Source organism: Paenibacillus sp. FSL E2-0178 (genome assembly GCF_038593005.1).
GTDB lineage: Bacteria > Bacillota > Bacilli > Paenibacillales > Paenibacillaceae > Paenibacillus_AQ > Paenibacillus_AQ phytohabitans.
This window is the reverse complement of sequence record NZ_CP151953.1, coordinates 2,635,726-2,653,346: the sequence shown is the minus strand read 5'-3', so window position 1 is coordinate 2,653,346 and position 17,621 is coordinate 2,635,726. Positions and strand designations below refer to the sequence as shown.

The window sequence follows — 17,621 nt, the reverse complement described above, 5'->3', positions numbered from 1 at the left end:
TTACAAGGAGGACGATTATGAATCAGGAACATATGAATTACGGAGATATGGATTACGGACAGATTACTCTACCATCTGCAGCTGTGCCGGTCTCCCGTGAGGTAGATGTGCTGGTGATCGGCGGCGGGGCGGCGGGCATTGCTGCCGCTATCTCCGCTGCCGAAGGCGGTGCAAGCACCATGATCGTGGAGCAGCGGGGTTATTTTGGCGGCATGGGGACTGTAGCGCTTGTACCTGCCTTCTGTCCCTACACGGACAAGGTCAAGCCGATTATCCGCGGCCTCGGCCTGAAGCTGATGGAGGGGATGAAGCAGGCCTGCGATCCCGGCTATCAGGAGGAATACCGCGAAATGCTGGACTGGGTGCCGATTGATCCTGAGGTGCTTAAGCGTGTCTATGACGATGCCATTCTTGAGAGCGGTGTGACGCCGCTGTTCCATACCTTTGTCTACGATGTTGTGCTGTCCCCGGATGGACAGAGTATCGAGGGCGTGATTATTGTCAATAAATCGGGTCGGTCCTTCATCCGCTGCCGGTATATTATCGACTGTACGGGTGACGGGGATATCGCTGCCCTGTCGGGCGTTCCTTTCCAGAAAGGCGGCGGGGAAGGGGAGCTTCAGCCGGGCAGCATGTGTTATCTGCTGGCAAATGTAGACCGCAAGGAGTTCAGCCGGTTCCTGGAAGAAACGGGAGATACGGGTCAGCTGCACCGGACGGTTGAGCAGGCTATGGCTGAAGGGGCGCTGCCGGAAGGCCGCAAGTCCATTTCCGGCCTGGCCTGGGTGAGTGATTATCTGGTCGGGGTCAACTTCGGCCATGTGTTTGGTGTAGACGGAACGAAGGCCGAGGAGCTTACGCGCGGAGCCATCGAAGGCCGCCGGACCGTGCTGCGGCAACTGGAATTCTTCCGCAAGTATGTACCGGGCTTCGGGTCGGCACATCTGGTGGCGAGCGGTGAGCAGCTTGGCATCCGGGAGACGCGGCGGATTCAGGGCGATTACATGCTGACCGTAGACGACTTCATTGCGGCGCGTTCCTTCCCGGATGATATTGCCCGCAATGCCTATTACATTGATATCCACCTGGCTACCAGCAAGAGTGATATGACCTTCAATCATCTGCCGCCGGGCGTCTCCCACGGCGTGCCTTACAGGGTCATGCTTCCCGTAGGCATCCGCAATCTGTGGGTGGCCGGGCGCTCCGTGTCCTCGGACCGGGCGGTTCAGGGCTCCCTGCGGGTGATGCCGAACTGCTTCTCGATGGGCCAGGCCTGCGGAACGGCAGCATCGCTGGCGCTCCGGGATGGCGCGGATTCCCGCAGCATCTCGATCCCTGAGCTTCAGCAGCGTCTGCTGGATCAGGATGTATGGCTCGGGAAGGGTTTCGTTCCGGGCACCGGTGCGGCGGACAGCAGGGAAGCAGGGGAAGCAGAGGAAGGGCATTGAAGAGCCTTCCTCTGACAGATGAATGGTTTCACAGCGCAGTTTCACTGGAGCACCGGGAGGAGGGGATCAAGCCCTGGCGTATTCCTTACCGGGATTATGAGTTGTATCCGCCGGACGGGATCGATGGCAAGGCGGAAATCTGCTCCGGTATCCGGCTGCGGCTGGCCACCGGCTCCAAGGCACTGGCCTTGTGGTTCAGTCCGCTTGCGGAGGCTGCCGCACTGGACTGTCTTATTGGCGGCGTGCTGTTCCAGAAGCTCCGACTTGCTGCGGGCGGCACGGAAGCCTTATTCACCGGGCTTCCGCCCGGTATGAAGGAGCTGGAAGTCTATCTGCCGCAGAATACCGGCATTACACTGAGCGGCTTGCGGATCGAAGATGAGGCGGCTGCTGAACCGCTGCCGGATCACCGGCCAAGGTGGATCACCTATGGAAGCTCCATCACCCAGTGTGTGGCAGCGTCCAGCCCTTCGCGCACCTGGCCGGTCATTGCCGCCGGGGAGTGCGGCTATCATCTGACCAATCTCGGCTTCTCGGGCAACTGCCTGATGGAGCCGATGGCGGGCCGGCTGATCCGGGATTTTCCGGCTGAACTGATTACCTTGTGCGTCGGAGTCAATATATATGGTGCAGCAGCCTCCAGCCCGCGGATGTTCAAGCCGCTGCTGATCGGCATGCTGGAGACGATCCGTGAGAAGCACAAGGAGACGCCGCTGGCCGTCATCTCTCCGATCTACGGGACGGAGCGGGAGACGGAGGAGAACAAGCTCGGCTTCACCCTGCCACTCATGCGGCGGCAGATCGTAGAGACAGTGAAGCTGCTGCAGGAGCGGGGAGACCGCCATCTGCATTACCTGGATGGCCTGGGATGGTTCGGTCCGGAAGATGGCAGTCTGCTGACGGATGGCCTGCATCCGGGAGCCGAAGGCTACGAGCTGCTGGGAAGCCGTTTCGGCAGCAGGCTGGCGGCAGCGCTTCAGGTGGGGCGGGTGTAGCCAGGCGATGGAGCGCCTGAGCGGATTCATTGGGCGAGTATAACAGCAGGTGAAAGACAACTATAAAAAGGCAGCAGCCATCCCGGTTAAGGGATGGCTGCTGCCTTTCCTGTTGTATAGGGAATTCTGATATATGTCAGTTGTGGTCAAATAAGTCCCTTGGAATTAGGAGCAGATCCGTAATCCCATTGAATCTCCTGGTAAGCGTAATGTACGCGAAAAATCGAACACAATGAGCTATCGCGAAGGTAACCGGAGCAAATGTATGCGAAAAGTCGAACACAATGTGCTACTGCGAAGGTAACCGGAGCAAATGTATGCGAAAAACCGAATACAATGTGCTACGCGAAGGTAATTGGGCCCAATGTATGCGAAAAATCGAATACAATGTGCTATCGCGAAGGTAATTAGGCCTAATGTATGCGAAAAACCGAACGCAATGTGCTATGCGAAGGTAACCGGAGCAAATGTATGCGAAAAACCCAACACAATGTGCTACTGCGAAGGTAACCGGACCCAATGCGAATGTGTGCGGAAAACCGAACACAATGAGCTACTGTGAAGGTAACCGGGCCCAATGTACGCGAAAAATCGAATACAATGCAATGAGCTATCGCGAAGGTAACCGGACCCAATGTATGCGAAAAACCGAACACAATGTGCTATGTGAAGGTAACCGGGTCCAATGTATGCGAAAAACCGAATACAATGCAATGTGCTATCGCGAAGGTAACCGGACCAAATGTATGCGAAAAACCGAACACAATGTGCTATCGCGAAGGTAACTGGAACAAATGTATGCGAAAAGTCGAATAGATTTTGTCCTTGTTAAGGCAATTGCATCATTTGTTGCTTGAACAATTGCTGATCACTCACACCTGCCAATGAAGCGGACTGAGAGGACGCTATATCTCCCAAAAGCCACTTTATGAGGCTGAGGCGGACTGAGAATCGCTTATCTTGTAGATTCGGGCCACGAATCCGGTGAATTTGCTCACTTAACGGAATCTGAGTCCGCTTAGCCGGCAAATCTGCCTGATCTGCCCGAATAACGGAATCTCAGTCCGCGTTGCCAGCGGGCAGGCTGGCTTGATGAGCCGCCAAGCACTCTGCGAACATCGGCACTCTACAAGGCCCGCCAAGCACTCACTGCGAATATTCGCACCCGATAAGCCCCACCCCGAAATCACCTGACGCACCGTTAGGAGTGATTGTCGGTATGCAAGAGTGATGAGTGGCGTGCTAGAGTAAGAATCAGTGCGTTAGAGTGACTGTCGATGCGTAAGTGTGATTACCGGTACGTTGACTATCGATGCATTAGTGAGATTACCGGTGTCAAAAGATAATAAAGTTCTAGACTGAAAAATAAAGTGTTAGACTCGGCAAATAAAGTTGCAGACTGAGAAAATGAAGTATTAGACTGTCAATACTTCATTAAGCTCTAACGGGCAGGATAGTTGAATGATTACGCGAATAACTTAAGTCATGACGAATTTACGAAGTTCGCAAAAAGATGTTAGCCGAAAGAAGTTCTTAGTTTAGGAGGAGTCTATATGATATTAGAAAAAGTTATAAATAGAATTGTAATACAAAGTGAATATAAGGATTTTGTTGATAAGTATATAGATAATATACTTACCGAATTTAAAGATAAGATTCATAGCATTTATATGTGTGGCTCGATTCCAAAAGGAACTGCTAAACCTTTTAAGTCAGATGCAGACTTTACTATTGTATGTGTAAATCCCAAAGATATTGATTACGAAAGATTGTCAAATATTAAAGACAGGCTTTTGGAAGAATATCCAGTAGTAACTAAGATTGATACGATAATTTGCCCGATTGACGATGTATTAAGTAAACCAAATGAGTGGGGTTTTTGGGTAAAGATAATTTGTGTTTGCATATATGGTCATGACGTTGGTGAAAAAGTACCACCGATAATTATTTCTCCAGAGTTCATTTTAGACTTAAATACAGAGACCAAGGAGGAAGTAGCTCGTATACATAGTTCACTTTCTAATGCTAGTGATAACACAATGAAAGCTAGATATATTAAAGGTTACTCTAAGAGATTAATTCGTGCATTATACTCTTTGGTTATAGAAGATACAGGTGTATGGCAAGATGACATCTTTAAGATGAAGAATGCCATATTAAACTATTGTGAGATTGACTCTGCTTTAATTGATTATCTGTATGCTTGTTACTTGGATAGTAATGTACTTGTTGAAGAGTTTCTGGGAGTTGCAGATGAAGTATATAGCTATTTTGAGAACGCCTTAAATGCAATGGCTGCTTCCAGAACTTCCTTCGGCTAAAACCATATTGACGCTCCGGGTCACTCTGAGAAGCGAGTGACCATATCCAGCCCCCTAAGCCCGTCGGGACGTCACTGCGTTAGGTGTTCGGCAAGCCTCACAGCTATAAGCAGCGACTCTAATTAAAACATAAGACGATTAAGCTAACCGGAAACGTTAGTCGAACGACAACAGCGGCAGTCAAAGACTTTATTTATCAGTCTTTGACTGCCGCTGCTTTTATTAATGGATCAGTCTAAGACTTTATTTTCACCGAACAACCGGTACGTTGACTATCGATGCGTAAGAGTGATTACTGGGGCATTAGAGTGATACCGGCACTGTTCCCTAGTTCGTCAACTGGTGCAGCACCATAGCGCAAGCGCCTGCTGCGACCGAGCGTTCACCCAGTCTGCTGCGGGTGAAGCGGACGTTATACTGCTCGCGGTAATAGGTCCGCTCAAGGGCGATCCGGGTCGCCTCCTGATAGAAATCATCGGCCGTGAGGAATAGCGGGCCGCCGAGGATGACTTCCTCGGGATGGAGGATATTGATCAGATTGGCCAGCCCGATGCCGCAGTAGACGGCCATCTCGTGGAACAACCGGACAACCTCGGGATCACGGGCATGGAGCGCTTCTATTAGATGGGCGAATTCCAGCTGCTCCGCACTCTCGGCCAGGCTGCGGAGCAGCCCGCTGCTGCCCAGCCGCCAGACTTCACGCGCCTGTCTCTCCAGGGTGTGGATGGACACATAGCTCTCCCACGCACCGGCGTTGCCGCCGGGAATATGCGGCGGAAGCCCGGAGCCTTCGATGATCATCTGCCCGACAGCCCCCTCGGTATCAATCATGCCATAGAGCAGCCGTCCATCATTCATGATGGCGGAGCGCAGGCCGATTCCGGCATGGAGGTAGAGCAGATGATGCTGCATCCGGTTACTGCTGGCCCAGTATTCGCCCAGCAGAGCCGTATTGGCTCCATTGTCCAGATATACCGGCACAGCCAGCCGCTGTTCCAGCAGCTCCTTAATATGTACCTGAGACCAGCCCGGCGCAGTGAATCGTGCCGGATTCAGGATAACTCCGGCCTGGCGGTCCAGCGGGCCGACTGCGCCGATGCCAAGTCCCGCGACCCGGCCAAGATCAATGGAGGCTGCAGCTAGCATCTGCAGTGCCTGACTATGTAAGGATTCCATCAGATGCTCCGGGGTAAGGGCGGTATCCATGTTCCAGGTATATTCGCCCAGCAGCTGCAGATGGAAGTCCATCAATACGAGCTTGGCATGGGTACGGGAGATCTCCAGTCCCAGCAGATAGGCATAGGAAGGGTTGGTCTCATAGAGAGTGGGACGGCGGCCTCCGGTAGATTCGCCGAAGCCGACTTCAACCAGCAGCTCCAGGGACAGCAATTCATCCAGTATGCGTGTTAACGTGCTTATGGTCAGTCCGCTTTCGTCCAGCAGACTTTGTTTGGAGACGGTGCGGTGTTTTCTTACAGTGAAATAGATTTCCCTGGCTTTGGGATTGGCGATAAGTTCATGAATAAGCAGCAAAGACGGTTCTCTCCTTATGAATATACTAAACCTGATGAATAGACAAGACCTGCTTTTACAATGACACAAAAAGCAAGGTGCCGCAACTGTTCCAAGGAGAGAATAGACTTGCAGGGTTCCATCCAGTTATAGCGGTAAATCCCGTCGTCTGAACAGCTGTATGCCGATGGTGAAGCAGGCCAGCCCAATCATCAGCAGCCAGATGGAGACCTCTAGCCAGGCTGCTGTTCCCTGGACAATCTCGCCGGGACGGTAGAAGCTGAATAGGGTGAAGAAGCGCAGCACATCCAGCTTATCACTGATTTTGCCGAGAATATCGAGGGTGAAGAACCCGAAAGTGACCGCCCCGGAGATTCCGAGCGCCTTCTTCTCGTCATTGCAGGCACAGGAGACCAGGAAGCAGAATCCGCCGATGGCGAAGAACAGCAGAAATGCCACCAGGTTAAGCTGGCTGAACCGGGCAATTCCGAACTCGTAGCCGCTGCCGAGGAACCAGGCTTTGCCTGCGAAGCCGGATAGTGTGGTCACAGCCATTATGATGAACAGGGAGGTAACCAGCACCATCGCCTGGGTGAAGGCCACCTTGCTCCGTGTTGTCGGTGTAGCCAGCAGGTAGGCCATCGAGCCGCGGTCCACAAGCTTGGCCACCAGCTGTGTGGACATCTGTACGCAGACTATAGCCAGAATCAGGACGAGAATCAGCCCGTAATATTCGCCCGAGATGAAGCCCTCCGCGCTTGAGAAGCCGTTATTCAGCCCGAAGGCCTTGCCTACGCCTTCCGGCATCGCCTGCACCAGATCGTTCAGCGCCTTCGTGTTATCTGCCAGGCCGGGGTAGAGCCAGATCATGAACAGAATATAAAAAGCCGAACCCCCGGCGTAATTCATAATCCCCCGCAGGTTGACGCGCATCATTTCCTTATATAGGGCCAGATTCATTGCACCTTCGCCTCCCGGTCATAATAGTCCATGAAGATATCCTCCAGGTTCTGGGTAAAGATATCCATGCTGCGGACCGGATATTTCGCAAGCTCAGCGGTGAACGGATTATAATTGCCTTGCACGGCAATCCTCACCCGGTTGCCTGCGATAGAATCAATTATCAGACCGGAGGCGGCGAACCGCTGTGCATCTTCCGGGGTTTCGAATAGGATTTCAAACAGCTTGCGCTGCATGGATTGCAGCTCATGAATATTCTTCACAGCCACGATGCTGCCGTCTTTGATAATCGCTGCGCGGTCGCAGGTCCGTTCAATCTCCTGAAAGCTGTGCGAGGACATCAGGAAGGTGGTTCCGGCTGCTTTTTCCTCCAGCACCAGCTGGGTGAAGATCTTCTGCATCAGCGGGTCCAGGCCGGAGGTAGGCTCATCGAGAATGATCACTTCGGGGCTGTGCATGAAGGCGGCGACAATGCCGACCTTCTGCTTCATGCCCTTGGACATTTTGCGGATCGGGGTGGCCGCATCAAACTGAAGGCGCCGGATCAGCATCTCCCGTTTGGCTGTGTCCTTCACGCCCTGCATGGAGGCCATGAACTGCAGGAAGCTTGCTCCGGTCATGCCGTCGATGAAGCTGATCTCGCCCGGCAGATAACCGGTATGGCGCTGCACCTGGCCCTGACCCTTCCAGGCATCGAGGCCATTGATCGTTACCGAGCCGCGGTCCGGACGCATGAAGCCCATAATATGCCGGATCGTTGTGGATTTGCCGGCGCCGTTGGGGCCGAGGAACCCGAATACCTCACCTTTATTCACGGTAAATGAGACATCGCGAATCCCCTTGCCGTTTGAAAATTGTTTCGTTAAACCTTCCACTTGCAGCATGCTGCCACCCCCGACAGAAAATAATGAAATAGTATTGAATGGATATTTCAGATGTTATAATAGTCCCAGGCTACGCCTAAGTCAATATAATTATGAAATGAAAACATTCATATATTTCATTATTTTTTCGGGTAGGGAAACAGCCCGGCTACAACGTCAAGTTAGGGTGAAGGAAATGAACGGTTTTGAGAAGCGCACGGCTCTAATCAAGGACAAAATCATGAAGACAACGATCTCCATGCTAAACACCTGGGAGCCGAAGCGGCTGAGAATTGCGGACATTGCCCGGGAAGCCGGCGTGTCACAGGTAACAATTTATAATTATTTCGGGAGTAAAGAGGCGCTGATTAGCGAATCTTTCAAGGATTTTATCCAGCAGGCTATTGATGAGTTCAGGGAGGAAATGAGGCGGCAGCAATCGCTCAAGGAACTGATTGCCTATAGCCTTTTTAAGGAGAAGGAGACCTATTCCAGCCTGCCGCCGGCGTCAATCAAGGAGATTATGGTTGATGATCAGGAGATGTACGTATATATTCAGCGGCAATATGAAGAGCAAATTGTACCGCTGATGGTACAGATGGTGGAAGAAGGCAAAGCCCGGGGAGAAATTTCGGATAAAGTGTCAGTGAAGGCGGTTCTGCTGACCATACAGTTATATATTAAGAGCTCGGGAGAGATGCTGGGCAGCCTGGCAGGGCATGAGGATAAGGATGCGTTTCTGGAGGAGCTTATTCACATCTTCTTCTATGGCTTATGCGGCCGGGAGCCGCAATAGACGCGGCGCCGGCAACAGTCCGGTAAGGCAGCTTGCATAGCAGGATACAGCAGAACACAGCAGCTGGCTAGAGCAGAGCCTTGAAGGAATGGCGGATCACATCGCCGCGGCTGATGATGCCGACCAGCACACGGTTACGCTCAACGGGGACCTTTTTGATCTGCTTTTTGCCGAGAATGGTGGCGATCTGTTCAATGTCCTCTTCGTAGTGCACAGTGACCACTTTCTTCTTGGCGATGGCCATGACGTTCAGATTGAGCAGCTTGCGCGTCCGTTCTTCGAACTCATCATTATCCCCGACGAATACATTGATCTGGAAAAAAGAATCCACAATCAGATCCTCATGCCTGCCGATATAGCGCATAATATCTCCGTCGCTCAAGTAAGCGACAATCTCGTTCCGGTCATTGACTACAGGCATGCCGCTGATCCGGTGGGTGATGCATTTCTCAATAAAAGTCCGTACAGTGTCTTCCTGCTTGACCTTGTAGACCTGGCGGATCATGAACTCATGGGCTTTCATATAGGTTCCCCCTGAAAAGTATCTCATGCACAAATAAGTTGCATAATGAAAGTATATACTTGTATTATACAAGTGGAAAGAACGATGTCAATGAAGAAAGAGAAGAGGATGGGACTGCATGGAGAAACGTTCAATAGAGACGATAGAGCTGGAAATGGCGGTTCTTGTCCGCCGTCTGACTTCACTTACCACGTACAAAAAAATCGGCAATCTCGACCGGGCGGCCTACCTGCTGCTGCATCAGATTGCTTTCAATAACGGAACTGCCGGAGTGAAGATGCTCTCCGATGAATTCCAGCTGGATATCTCCACCGTCAGCAGGCAGGCGGCTGCACTGGAGAACAAGGGATATATCATCCGTGTACCGGACCCTGTGGATGGACGGGCCTATACATTGCAGATTACGGAGCTGGGCGGAGAAATTCTGGATGAGAACCGGCAGATGCGGCAGGAAATTATGGGCAAGCTGCTGGTAAACTGGTCGGATGAAGAGGGAGATTCCTTCGGGGAGCTGCTGCGGAAATTCAATGCGACTTTTCTGGAAGAGGATTAACCAGGGCAGAGCCGTTTCCTGAGTGGAGGGTTTGGGCTGTTTTGGGCTATACTTAAGTTAATAAAGCTTATGGGGTGTACCGATGAACGAAGATAAATATGAACATATTGATGACTTAATAGAGGCTTTTCAGCAGTTTGCCCGGATGAATTGGCGCAAGACGACGCTCTGGGGACTGAAGCCGAGTGAAATCCGTGTGCTGGTCTCGATCAAAAAGGGCATGGAGCAGGAAGGCAACAAGGGGCGGACGGTTTCCGATATCAGCAAGCTCCTCAAAGTGACTTCTCCCACGGTCACGCAGATGGTGAACAGCCTGATTGCCCAAGGGTACGCTGTGCGCACGCCGGATAGCCAGGACCGCAGAATCAGCGACATTACACTAACAGACAAGGGTGCGCATCTTGCCGATATGGCGGTGGCGAAATCCCGGGAGACCTTCCAGGGGATGATTGACCATCTCGGCAAAGAACGAAGTGAGACCTTAAGCGAGCTGCTGAACGGGGTATACGAATATTTCGAGCAGCTGAATAGCCAGCAGAATGATTTCTGAACAGTAATATTGGGCATTGTATACAAAAAGAGATGTCCCGCAGCTGCAGCTGTTCCGGGACATCTCTTTGCTGTTTATAAGGATTAACTTGTGAATCTGTTAATGCCCTGCAGGCGCAGTTTCCTTCCGCAGCTTGCTCCCCGCACCGGATTCCTCTGCGGCAGCCTCTGTCTTGGATTCGCTGGAACGCAGCGGAATCTCCTTCAGGAACAGAACAAGCACGGCTGCAATAACGAGCAGCGCAGTACCGCTCAGGAACACTACCGTCAGGGAGTCGCTCAGCGCCCCGCGCAGCATCTCAATCAATTGATTGAAGAGCGGCCGGATCTGCTCCGGCAGCGTTGTATGCAGCTCCTTCAGCTTAGGCTGGTCTAGCAGCAGCTGCGGATTCATGAAGGCTGTAAGCTGCCCCGCGGCTTCCGGATCAAGCTTGGACAGGTCGGGACCTTTGCCGGAGGCCACCGCAGATTCCAGCCTATGCGTAAGAGTTGTGTTCATCACGGTACCCATAACGGCAATCCCGATAGTACCGCCAAGGTTACGGAAAAGAGTTGTGGTAGCTGTAGCTACGCCCAGCATCTGCGGAGCCACGGCGTTCTGCACGGTCAGCGTGAATACCGGCATCGCCAGCCCGAGTCCGATCCCGAACACGATCATGCTGGCCACAGCCATAATTATGCTGTTCATGAAGGCCATCATGATCATGGCGGCGACCATAAACGGCATGCCGATCATGGCGTAGCGCTTGTATTTACCGGACTTGGAGATCCAGCGTCCGGCCAGTGTGCTGAGCACAATCATCATCAGCGACATCGGCATGTTGATGAAGCCGGAATTGGTCGGGGACACGCCCTCGACCCCTTGCACGAAGAACGGCAGATAGATCATGGCGCCCATCATGCCCGCATTCATCAGGAAGCCGATAATCATCGAGATGGTGACAATCGAATTCTTGAACAGGGAGAGCGGCAGCACCGGACTCTTGGCTTTGCGCTCAATCAGAATCAGAATGACTGCACCGGCAATCGCTGCCGCGAACAGTCCGAGAATCTCCGGTGAACTCCAGGCATATTTGGTGCCTGCCCAGGAGAAGCCGAGCAGCAGGGCGACGATGCTGAGGGACAGGAAGATGGAGCCCGGATAGTCAATCGTTTCGGAAGTTGCGCGCGTTCCTTTGGGGAACATTCTCCAGATCATGATGAACGCTACAATCCCGAGCGGCAGGAAGATCCAGAAGATCCAGCGCCAATCCATATGATCGACCATGAATCCGCCGAGGGTAGGACCGATTACGCTGGAGAAGCCGAACATGGCCATCATAATTCCCGTCCACTTCGCCCTTTCCCGGGGAGCGAACAGGTCGCCTACGGCAGTGACGGTGGCCGACATCAGAATTCCGCCGCCAACACCCTGTATCCCGCGGTAGGTGATCATCTGATAGATGTTGTCAGACAAGCCCGACAGGAAGGCCCCGATGATAAAAATAACAATCCCGGCGAGCAGGAAGGGCTTGCGGCCGTAAATGTCGGATAACTTACCGACCAGCACCGTGGCAATGGTGGAGGTCAGCATATAGATGGTGATGACCCAGGTGTAATGCTCAATTCCGCCCAGGATGGCAATAATCCGGGGCATTGCGGTGCCGACAATTGTCTGGTTGATCGCCGCGAAGAACATAGCCGCCATTAAGGCGATCATAATGGTTACTTTCTTTTTTTGCGTGAGATGCTCCATGGCAGGGTACTCTCCTTTGATCCTATACGTATTATAGTTTGGCCTTTTATGATATTCTAATTAGGTAGCCAAACTACCTTTTATGTATAATACACAACTATTTTAAACATCACAATAATTTTATTTTTTATCGGAAGATAATAGCGGTTTGTATTGATTTTCACATGTTAGGTAGGTAATCTAATGATATAGAACGGAGGTGTCTCATGAGTATCCAGGACAGTCAGGAAAGGCAGCTGCTTATCACACTGGAAAATATAAAACGCCTAACCCCCCGTCAGCAGAGCATGGACTCTATCCCGCATGGAGAATTTGTAACGATGTTTGTCATACATGCAGCCATGAAGCAACAGGAGGCGGATGAACAGGAACGGGGAGGCCCGTGCCGCGGCCTGATGGTCTCCAGATTAAGTGAGCTGATGCAGGTCAGCCGGCCGACGGCTTCACAAATGGTCAGTACGCTGGAAGAGAAGGGTTATATTGAACGCGTGATGTCCGAAACCGACCGCAGGGTCATCTATATCTGCCTGACGGCCAAAGGCCAGGCGGTATTCGGCAGCAGAATGGACCGTTATTCGGATGTGCTGGCCGAGATTATCGATAAGGTGGGCCGGGAGGAGATTGATCAGCTGATCTCAACCTGCGGCCGTCTGATGGAAGCCGTGAACGAGGTACGGCCGCGGGTAATGGGGAATGCGTCCGAATGAGCCGTGATCCGGGTAACTTATAAACCTGTAAGCTGGAACATGGAAGCTGTAAACCTGTAAGCGATGAAGACTTTAAACTATAAATTCCACTTTTGCTAACCGTCTGATTTCAGGCGGTTTTTCTGTTGCGTGATTATCGCAGATTGTGCCAATGTCCTCTACACTGCAGGCAATTTCTGCTTGGTCCACACGTAAAGAAGAGAAGGCAGCTAAGTGGAAAAACGACATCTAATAATGCAGAAACCTCTGTATACGGTAGATTAGTTGGAGAAATAGCACTTGCTGCCACACGGATCGGAGAAAAACGAGGGAAGAGGGAAAATTAGGTGGAGAAAATCCAGCTAAAATCGGTAAGGCTACCCGTGAGGCCTTAGGAAGTGGAGGAAATCCAATTAATCTCTGGGGCGCCATTTACCATCACAAGGAGCAATAACTGCAGGAAAACTGGATGCCCGCCTGAGTTTTGTCCCCCTCGAACAGGGGAAGCTGTACGCCGAACACCGCAGATGTACCTATCCAAGGATGGCAAAACCCCTCTATGATCAACTCGTATGGAAAGCGCTACCATTATTGGCCGTCTCATCATGAGTAAGCAGAGAGCATGCAATGAGCATGCAGTGGGTAAGTTGCGGCAGGAATAGAAAGCGCTTTATAAATTGCCGAGGGGAGCTGGGATATTTGAAGTCTTTGGGTAAGAAAATCGGCTTGTGCCTGCTGATGCTGATCATGACAGCAGCGCAAACCGGACTTGCGGGAACCAGGCAGAATGTAGCGGAGGCAGCTGACAAGGAGCTGGCACAGAAGCCTTATATGGGCTGGAGCAGCTTCAGTATGCAGGTGTATGAGCCTTCAGGGAACTGGATATCGGCGGACAGCATCAAGAAGCAGTCGGATGCCATGCATGAGAAGCTGCAGTCGCACGGCTATGAGTATATTAATATTGACGCTGGCTGGAACGGAAGTATGGATGAATACGGCAGGCCTATTCCAAGTACTGAGCGTTACCCGAACGGGTTCCAGGAGGTTATCGACTATGTCCACAACAACGGGCAGAAAATCGGAATCTACCTGATCCCCGGCTTGTCCATCGACGCCTATAATCAGAATCTAGAAATCTACGGAACTGCCGGTGAATGCCGGATGCAGGACATTGCCGTGCAGCCGCTCAAGATTGTGGATGCCTGGAATGCTTACAGCTACAAGATCGATTTCAGCAACCCCTGCGCGCAAAAGTATATTGATTCCATCGCCGATATGCTTGGCGAATGGGGGATTGACTTCGTCAAATTTGACAGCGTAACTCCGGGATCGGGAATCAACAATCTGAGTCTTGATGCACGCGGCGATGTGGAAGCCTGGTCCAAGGCTTTGGCCCGGCATGACATCTGGTTCGAGCTCTCCTGGGCGCTCGATCATAATTATGTGGACTTCTGGAAGAAATACGCCAACGGCTGGCGGATCCAGTGGGATGTTGAAGCCTACGACAGCAATGTGGGATTAACCCAGTGGGCCAATATCGCCCGGCTGTTCCCGGATGCTGCCGTATGGTGGCGGGATGCCGGTCCCGGCGGATGGAATGACTTTGATTCGCTCAATGTCGGAAACGGTGCGATGGATGGTCTGACCAAGGATGAACGGCAGACAGCCATGACCTTCTGGGCCGTATCTGCGGCGCAGCTCTATATCGGCAACGACATGACCCGGCTTGACGACTATGGCCTGCAGCTGCTGACGAATGATGAGGTCATTGCCGTCAACCAGTCAGGTCGTCCGGCACATCCGGTGTCGATGGATACGAAGCAGCAGGTGTGGTATGCGAATAACGGCGACGGTACCTACAATGTGGCGCTGTTCAATCTCGGCAGCCGCAGTGCAGCAGTGGAGGTGAAGTGGAGCGATATCGGACTCGAGGGTCCCGCTTCTGTCCGCGATCTCTGGAGCCACACGGAGCTTGGAACCTTCGGGGACGGCTACAGTGCAGGAGCGCTTGAACCGCATGCTTCGCGGATGTTCAAGGTGACAGCCAAGGAGGGCACCTCGATTGTTAATGATGATGATACCGGGCTGCGCTACACCGGCTCCTGGCAGCGTAACGGCGGTAAAGAGCAGGTTCCCGGCAGCCAGGATATGAATATCAGCATCACGGATTCCTCCTCGGTTCCGGGTGAAGGAGAGCCTGGAGACGGCGGGCAACAGGGAGGCGGAGCTGGAGCAGATCCGAGTGATCCGGGAACAGGCAGCGGAGCTTCGGTTACCCGCTCGGTCTATGTCAATGACAGCAATCCGGCGATCACCTACAGCGGCTCCTGGTCTTCCTCGACCGGCAGATCTGCCGGGGACCACAGGGCAGATGTGCACTATACGGAGCAGAACGGTGACTATTTCCAGTATACCTTCAGCGGTACGGGAATTGAGCTGCTGACGGAGAAGGACCCCGCACAAGGCGATATGCTGGTGTATCTGGACGATGCTGCAAGTCCGGACCGGGTAAGCACATATACGTCCGGGGATAAGGAAGCCCAGCAGATCGTATATAGCGCTTCGGGGCTGGCGGAAGGTGAGCATACTCTGAAGGTGGTCAAGGACTCCGGCCAATATATGCTGCTTGATGCGCTGCGGATTACGGCAGGCCAGCTGATTAATCCGCAGGCAGGCAGCTTCGACAAGGCGCCCGGCAGCCAGGCGGATCTGGAGCTTGCACTGGCAGCCGGCAGCGACTCGCTGCTGGCAATCACGAATAATGGCGTTGCTCTGCTGCCGGGCGCCGATTACACTGCTGACGGCAGCACAGTCATCCTGAAAAAGGAGTATCTGTTCAACCAGCCATCCGGCCTTACGGAGCTGGCGCTTAGCTTCGACGGTGGAAGCAGTGAGCTGTGCACTGTCCAGATAACAGGCTCCTCTACAGTGCGCTACGAACAGATCAACAATGATGATCCCGGAATTACCTATAATGGCTCCTGGTCGCGCAGTACAGGAAGAAACATGGGAGACTACAAGGATGATGTGCAGTACACCGAGCTGAACGGTGATTCCTTCGAGTACGCCTTCAACGGGACAGGGATCAGTCTGTATACCGAAGTAGACAGCTCGCAGGGGGATATGGATATCTATGTCGATGGAGAATTCAAAGAAACCGTAAGCGCGTACCGCAACGGGCGGCTGGCCCAGCAGAATCTGTACAGCATTTCCGGTCTTCCGGAAGGCATTCATACTTTGCGGGCAGTGAAGAAGTCAGGCCGGTTCATGCTGCTGGATATGCTGAAGGTGGAGATTCCCGATCTCGTTAATCCTGTGGAGGCTGTCTTCGACAAGGCAGCTGCGGCTCAGGCCGATATAGACGTGACGCTGCTCCGGCAGCCGGGACTGTTCGGCGGCATCCGCCAAGGGTCTTACACGTTGGTAGAGGATACGGATTATACGCTCTCCGGCAGTACAGTTACGCTCGCGAAGTCCTATCTGGCCGCTCAGCCGGCTGGAACACTTACGCTGACCTTTGAATTCAGCGGTGATTATCAGAATGATGTGCATTACACGGAGAGTGATGGTGATTATGTCGAATATGTCTTCAAGGGTAGCGGGATTTCGCTCGTAGGGCCGACGGGCCCGGAAATGGGCGACATTGAGCTGTACGTGGACGGCGAACTGCGGCAGACAGTCAGCGCCTATAGCGCGAACCGGCAGATTCTGCAGAGTATTGCCGTGATTACAGGACTTGAGGCAGGCCCGCATGTGCTGAAGGCTGTGAAGAAGTCAGGCGGTCTTATGCTGGCCGATCAGTTAAGAATCACCTTGCCGGCTGCTGACGAGGGTCCGGGTGAAGAGCCGACGGCAACACCGGCTCCAAGTGCAACACCGGAACCTGCTGCAACGCCGGAAGCTACAGCCACACCACAGCCCGGAGCCACGGCGCAAACCGGAGGTAATCCGGCTCCGGCTGCAACCGCTTCGCCTGCAGTAACTGTAGCGCCATCGCCGACATCTGCGCCGGTTCCATCTTCTACGCCGGGCATTGCAGAGGAACATCATTCCGCATATGCCAAAGGATATCCGGACGGCTTATTTAAGCCGAATCAGAAGATTACCCGCGCCGAGATGGCATCGCTGCTGTTCGCAGCCATCACACCAGAGGCCGGCGGATCAGCGGCATCGTTCAGCGATGTAAGCGCAGATTACTGGGCAGCAGCGGCGATATCCGCTGTGGCCGAAGCCGGGATGATGACCGGTTACAGCGATGGCAGCTTCAAACCGGCGCAGCTGATTACCCGTGCAGAGATGGCGAGTCTGGCAGCCGTACTGATACCGGCAGACACGGCAGACACGGCGGCAGGCCGCGGATTCCCGGATATTGCCGGGCACTGGGCAGAGGCAGCCATCCTGAAGGCGCAGGTTGCCGGAATACTGAGCGGCTACAGCGACGGTAGCTTCAAGCCCGGCAATCCTTTAACCCGGGCAGAGGCGGTTACGGTGATTAACAGACTTACCGGCAGAGGACCATTACGCGGGATGGCAGTTACCCCGTGGCGGGATGTTCCGCTTACCCACTGGGCTTATGCCGATATCATGGAGGCTTCGGTGAATCATGCCTGGAAGCCTGCAGACGGAGGCGGTGAGCAGTTCAGCGGCTCCTGATTCCTGGATTTCTAATATCTGACTAAT

The 17,621-nt window shown here is 53.0% G+C and carries 13 protein-coding genes; 8 read left to right on the top strand and 5 right to left on the bottom strand.

The window, feature by feature from the left end:
- The first annotated feature begins 47 nt into the window (after positions 1–47).
- From MHI42_RS11650 to MHI42_RS11640, 3 genes are all read left to right on the top strand, one after another.
- Positions 48–1,448: an FAD-dependent oxidoreductase gene (locus MHI42_RS11650; RefSeq protein WP_342424725.1), complete on the top strand. Its 1,401-nt coding sequence runs from the start codon at positions 48–50 to the stop codon at positions 1,446–1,448.
- Positions 1,445–2,443 carry an SGNH/GDSL hydrolase family protein gene (locus MHI42_RS11645; protein ID WP_342423860.1) on the top strand — a complete coding sequence of 333 codons (999 nt, stop codon included), beginning with the start codon at positions 1,445–1,447 and terminating at the stop codon, positions 2,441–2,443. The genes MHI42_RS11650 and MHI42_RS11645 overlap by 4 nt, the downstream gene beginning before the upstream one ends.
- 1,553 nt (positions 2,444–3,996) lie before the next feature.
- Positions 3,997–4,764 carry a nucleotidyltransferase domain-containing protein gene (locus MHI42_RS11640; RefSeq protein WP_342423859.1) on the top strand — a complete coding sequence of 256 codons (768 nt, stop codon included), beginning with the start codon at positions 3,997–3,999 and terminating at the stop codon, positions 4,762–4,764.
- Positions 4,765–5,091: 327 nt separating this feature from the next.
- Here MHI42_RS11640 and MHI42_RS11635 read toward each other — a convergent pair whose 3' ends face one another.
- The 3 genes from MHI42_RS11635 to MHI42_RS11625 form a co-directional block, all read right to left on the bottom strand.
- The gene (locus MHI42_RS11635) at positions 5,092–6,297 is read right to left on the bottom strand and encodes an ROK family protein (RefSeq protein ID WP_342423858.1); all 1,206 of its coding nucleotides are present in this window, start codon (positions 6,295–6,297) and stop codon (positions 5,092–5,094) included.
- 126 nt (positions 6,298–6,423) lie between these two features.
- The gene (locus MHI42_RS11630) at positions 6,424–7,236 is read right to left on the bottom strand and encodes an ABC transporter permease subunit (protein WP_342423857.1); all 813 of its coding nucleotides are present in this window, start codon (positions 7,234–7,236) and stop codon (positions 6,424–6,426) included.
- Positions 7,233–8,120, bottom strand: a complete 888-nt coding sequence (locus tag MHI42_RS11625) for an ABC transporter ATP-binding protein (RefSeq protein WP_042134887.1) — start codon at positions 8,118–8,120, stop codon at positions 7,233–7,235. The genes MHI42_RS11630 and MHI42_RS11625 overlap by 4 nt, the downstream gene beginning before the upstream one ends.
- A 175-nt stretch (positions 8,121–8,295) precedes the next feature.
- Between MHI42_RS11625 and MHI42_RS11620 the strand changes: the two genes are divergently transcribed.
- Positions 8,296–8,895, top strand: a complete 600-nt coding sequence (locus MHI42_RS11620) for a TetR/AcrR family transcriptional regulator (RefSeq protein ID WP_076242560.1) — start codon at positions 8,296–8,298, stop codon at positions 8,893–8,895.
- 67 nt (positions 8,896–8,962) lie between these two features.
- Here the strand turns inward: MHI42_RS11620 and MHI42_RS11615 are convergent, their stop codons facing one another.
- The gene (locus tag MHI42_RS11615; RefSeq protein WP_039309990.1) at positions 8,963–9,418 is read right to left on the bottom strand and encodes a CBS domain-containing protein; all 456 of its coding nucleotides are present in this window, start codon (positions 9,416–9,418) and stop codon (positions 8,963–8,965) included.
- 118 nt (positions 9,419–9,536) lie between these two features.
- On the opposite strand from MHI42_RS11615, the gene MHI42_RS11610 reads away from it, so the two are divergent.
- On the top strand, positions 9,537–9,971 hold the full coding sequence (locus tag MHI42_RS11610; protein ID WP_171718791.1) for a MarR family transcriptional regulator: 435 nt from the start codon (positions 9,537–9,539) through the stop codon (positions 9,969–9,971).
- An 82-nt stretch (positions 9,972–10,053) separates the two neighbouring features.
- Entirely contained in the window at positions 10,054–10,521 is a 468-nt protein-coding gene (locus MHI42_RS11605) for a MarR family winged helix-turn-helix transcriptional regulator (RefSeq protein ID WP_042134894.1), read from the top strand.
- A 99-nt stretch (positions 10,522–10,620) separates the two neighbouring features.
- Here the strand turns inward: MHI42_RS11605 and MHI42_RS11600 are convergent, their stop codons facing one another.
- Complete coding sequence (locus tag MHI42_RS11600; RefSeq protein ID WP_342423856.1) at positions 10,621–12,255, bottom strand: MDR family MFS transporter; 1,635 nt, start codon at positions 12,253–12,255, stop codon at positions 10,621–10,623.
- A 287-nt stretch (positions 12,256–12,542) separates the two neighbouring features.
- Between MHI42_RS11600 and MHI42_RS11595 the strand changes: the two genes are divergently transcribed.
- Both MHI42_RS11595 and MHI42_RS11590 read left to right on the top strand, forming a co-directional pair.
- A complete protein-coding gene (locus tag MHI42_RS11595) occupies positions 12,543–12,962 on the top strand; it encodes a MarR family transcriptional regulator (RefSeq protein WP_342423855.1) in 420 nt (139 codons plus the stop codon).
- 678 nt (positions 12,963–13,640) lie between these two features.
- Complete coding sequence (locus MHI42_RS11590; RefSeq protein WP_342423854.1) at positions 13,641–17,594, top strand: X2-like carbohydrate binding domain-containing protein; 3,954 nt, start codon at positions 13,641–13,643, stop codon at positions 17,592–17,594.
- Positions 17,595–17,621: the final 27 nt, after the last annotated feature.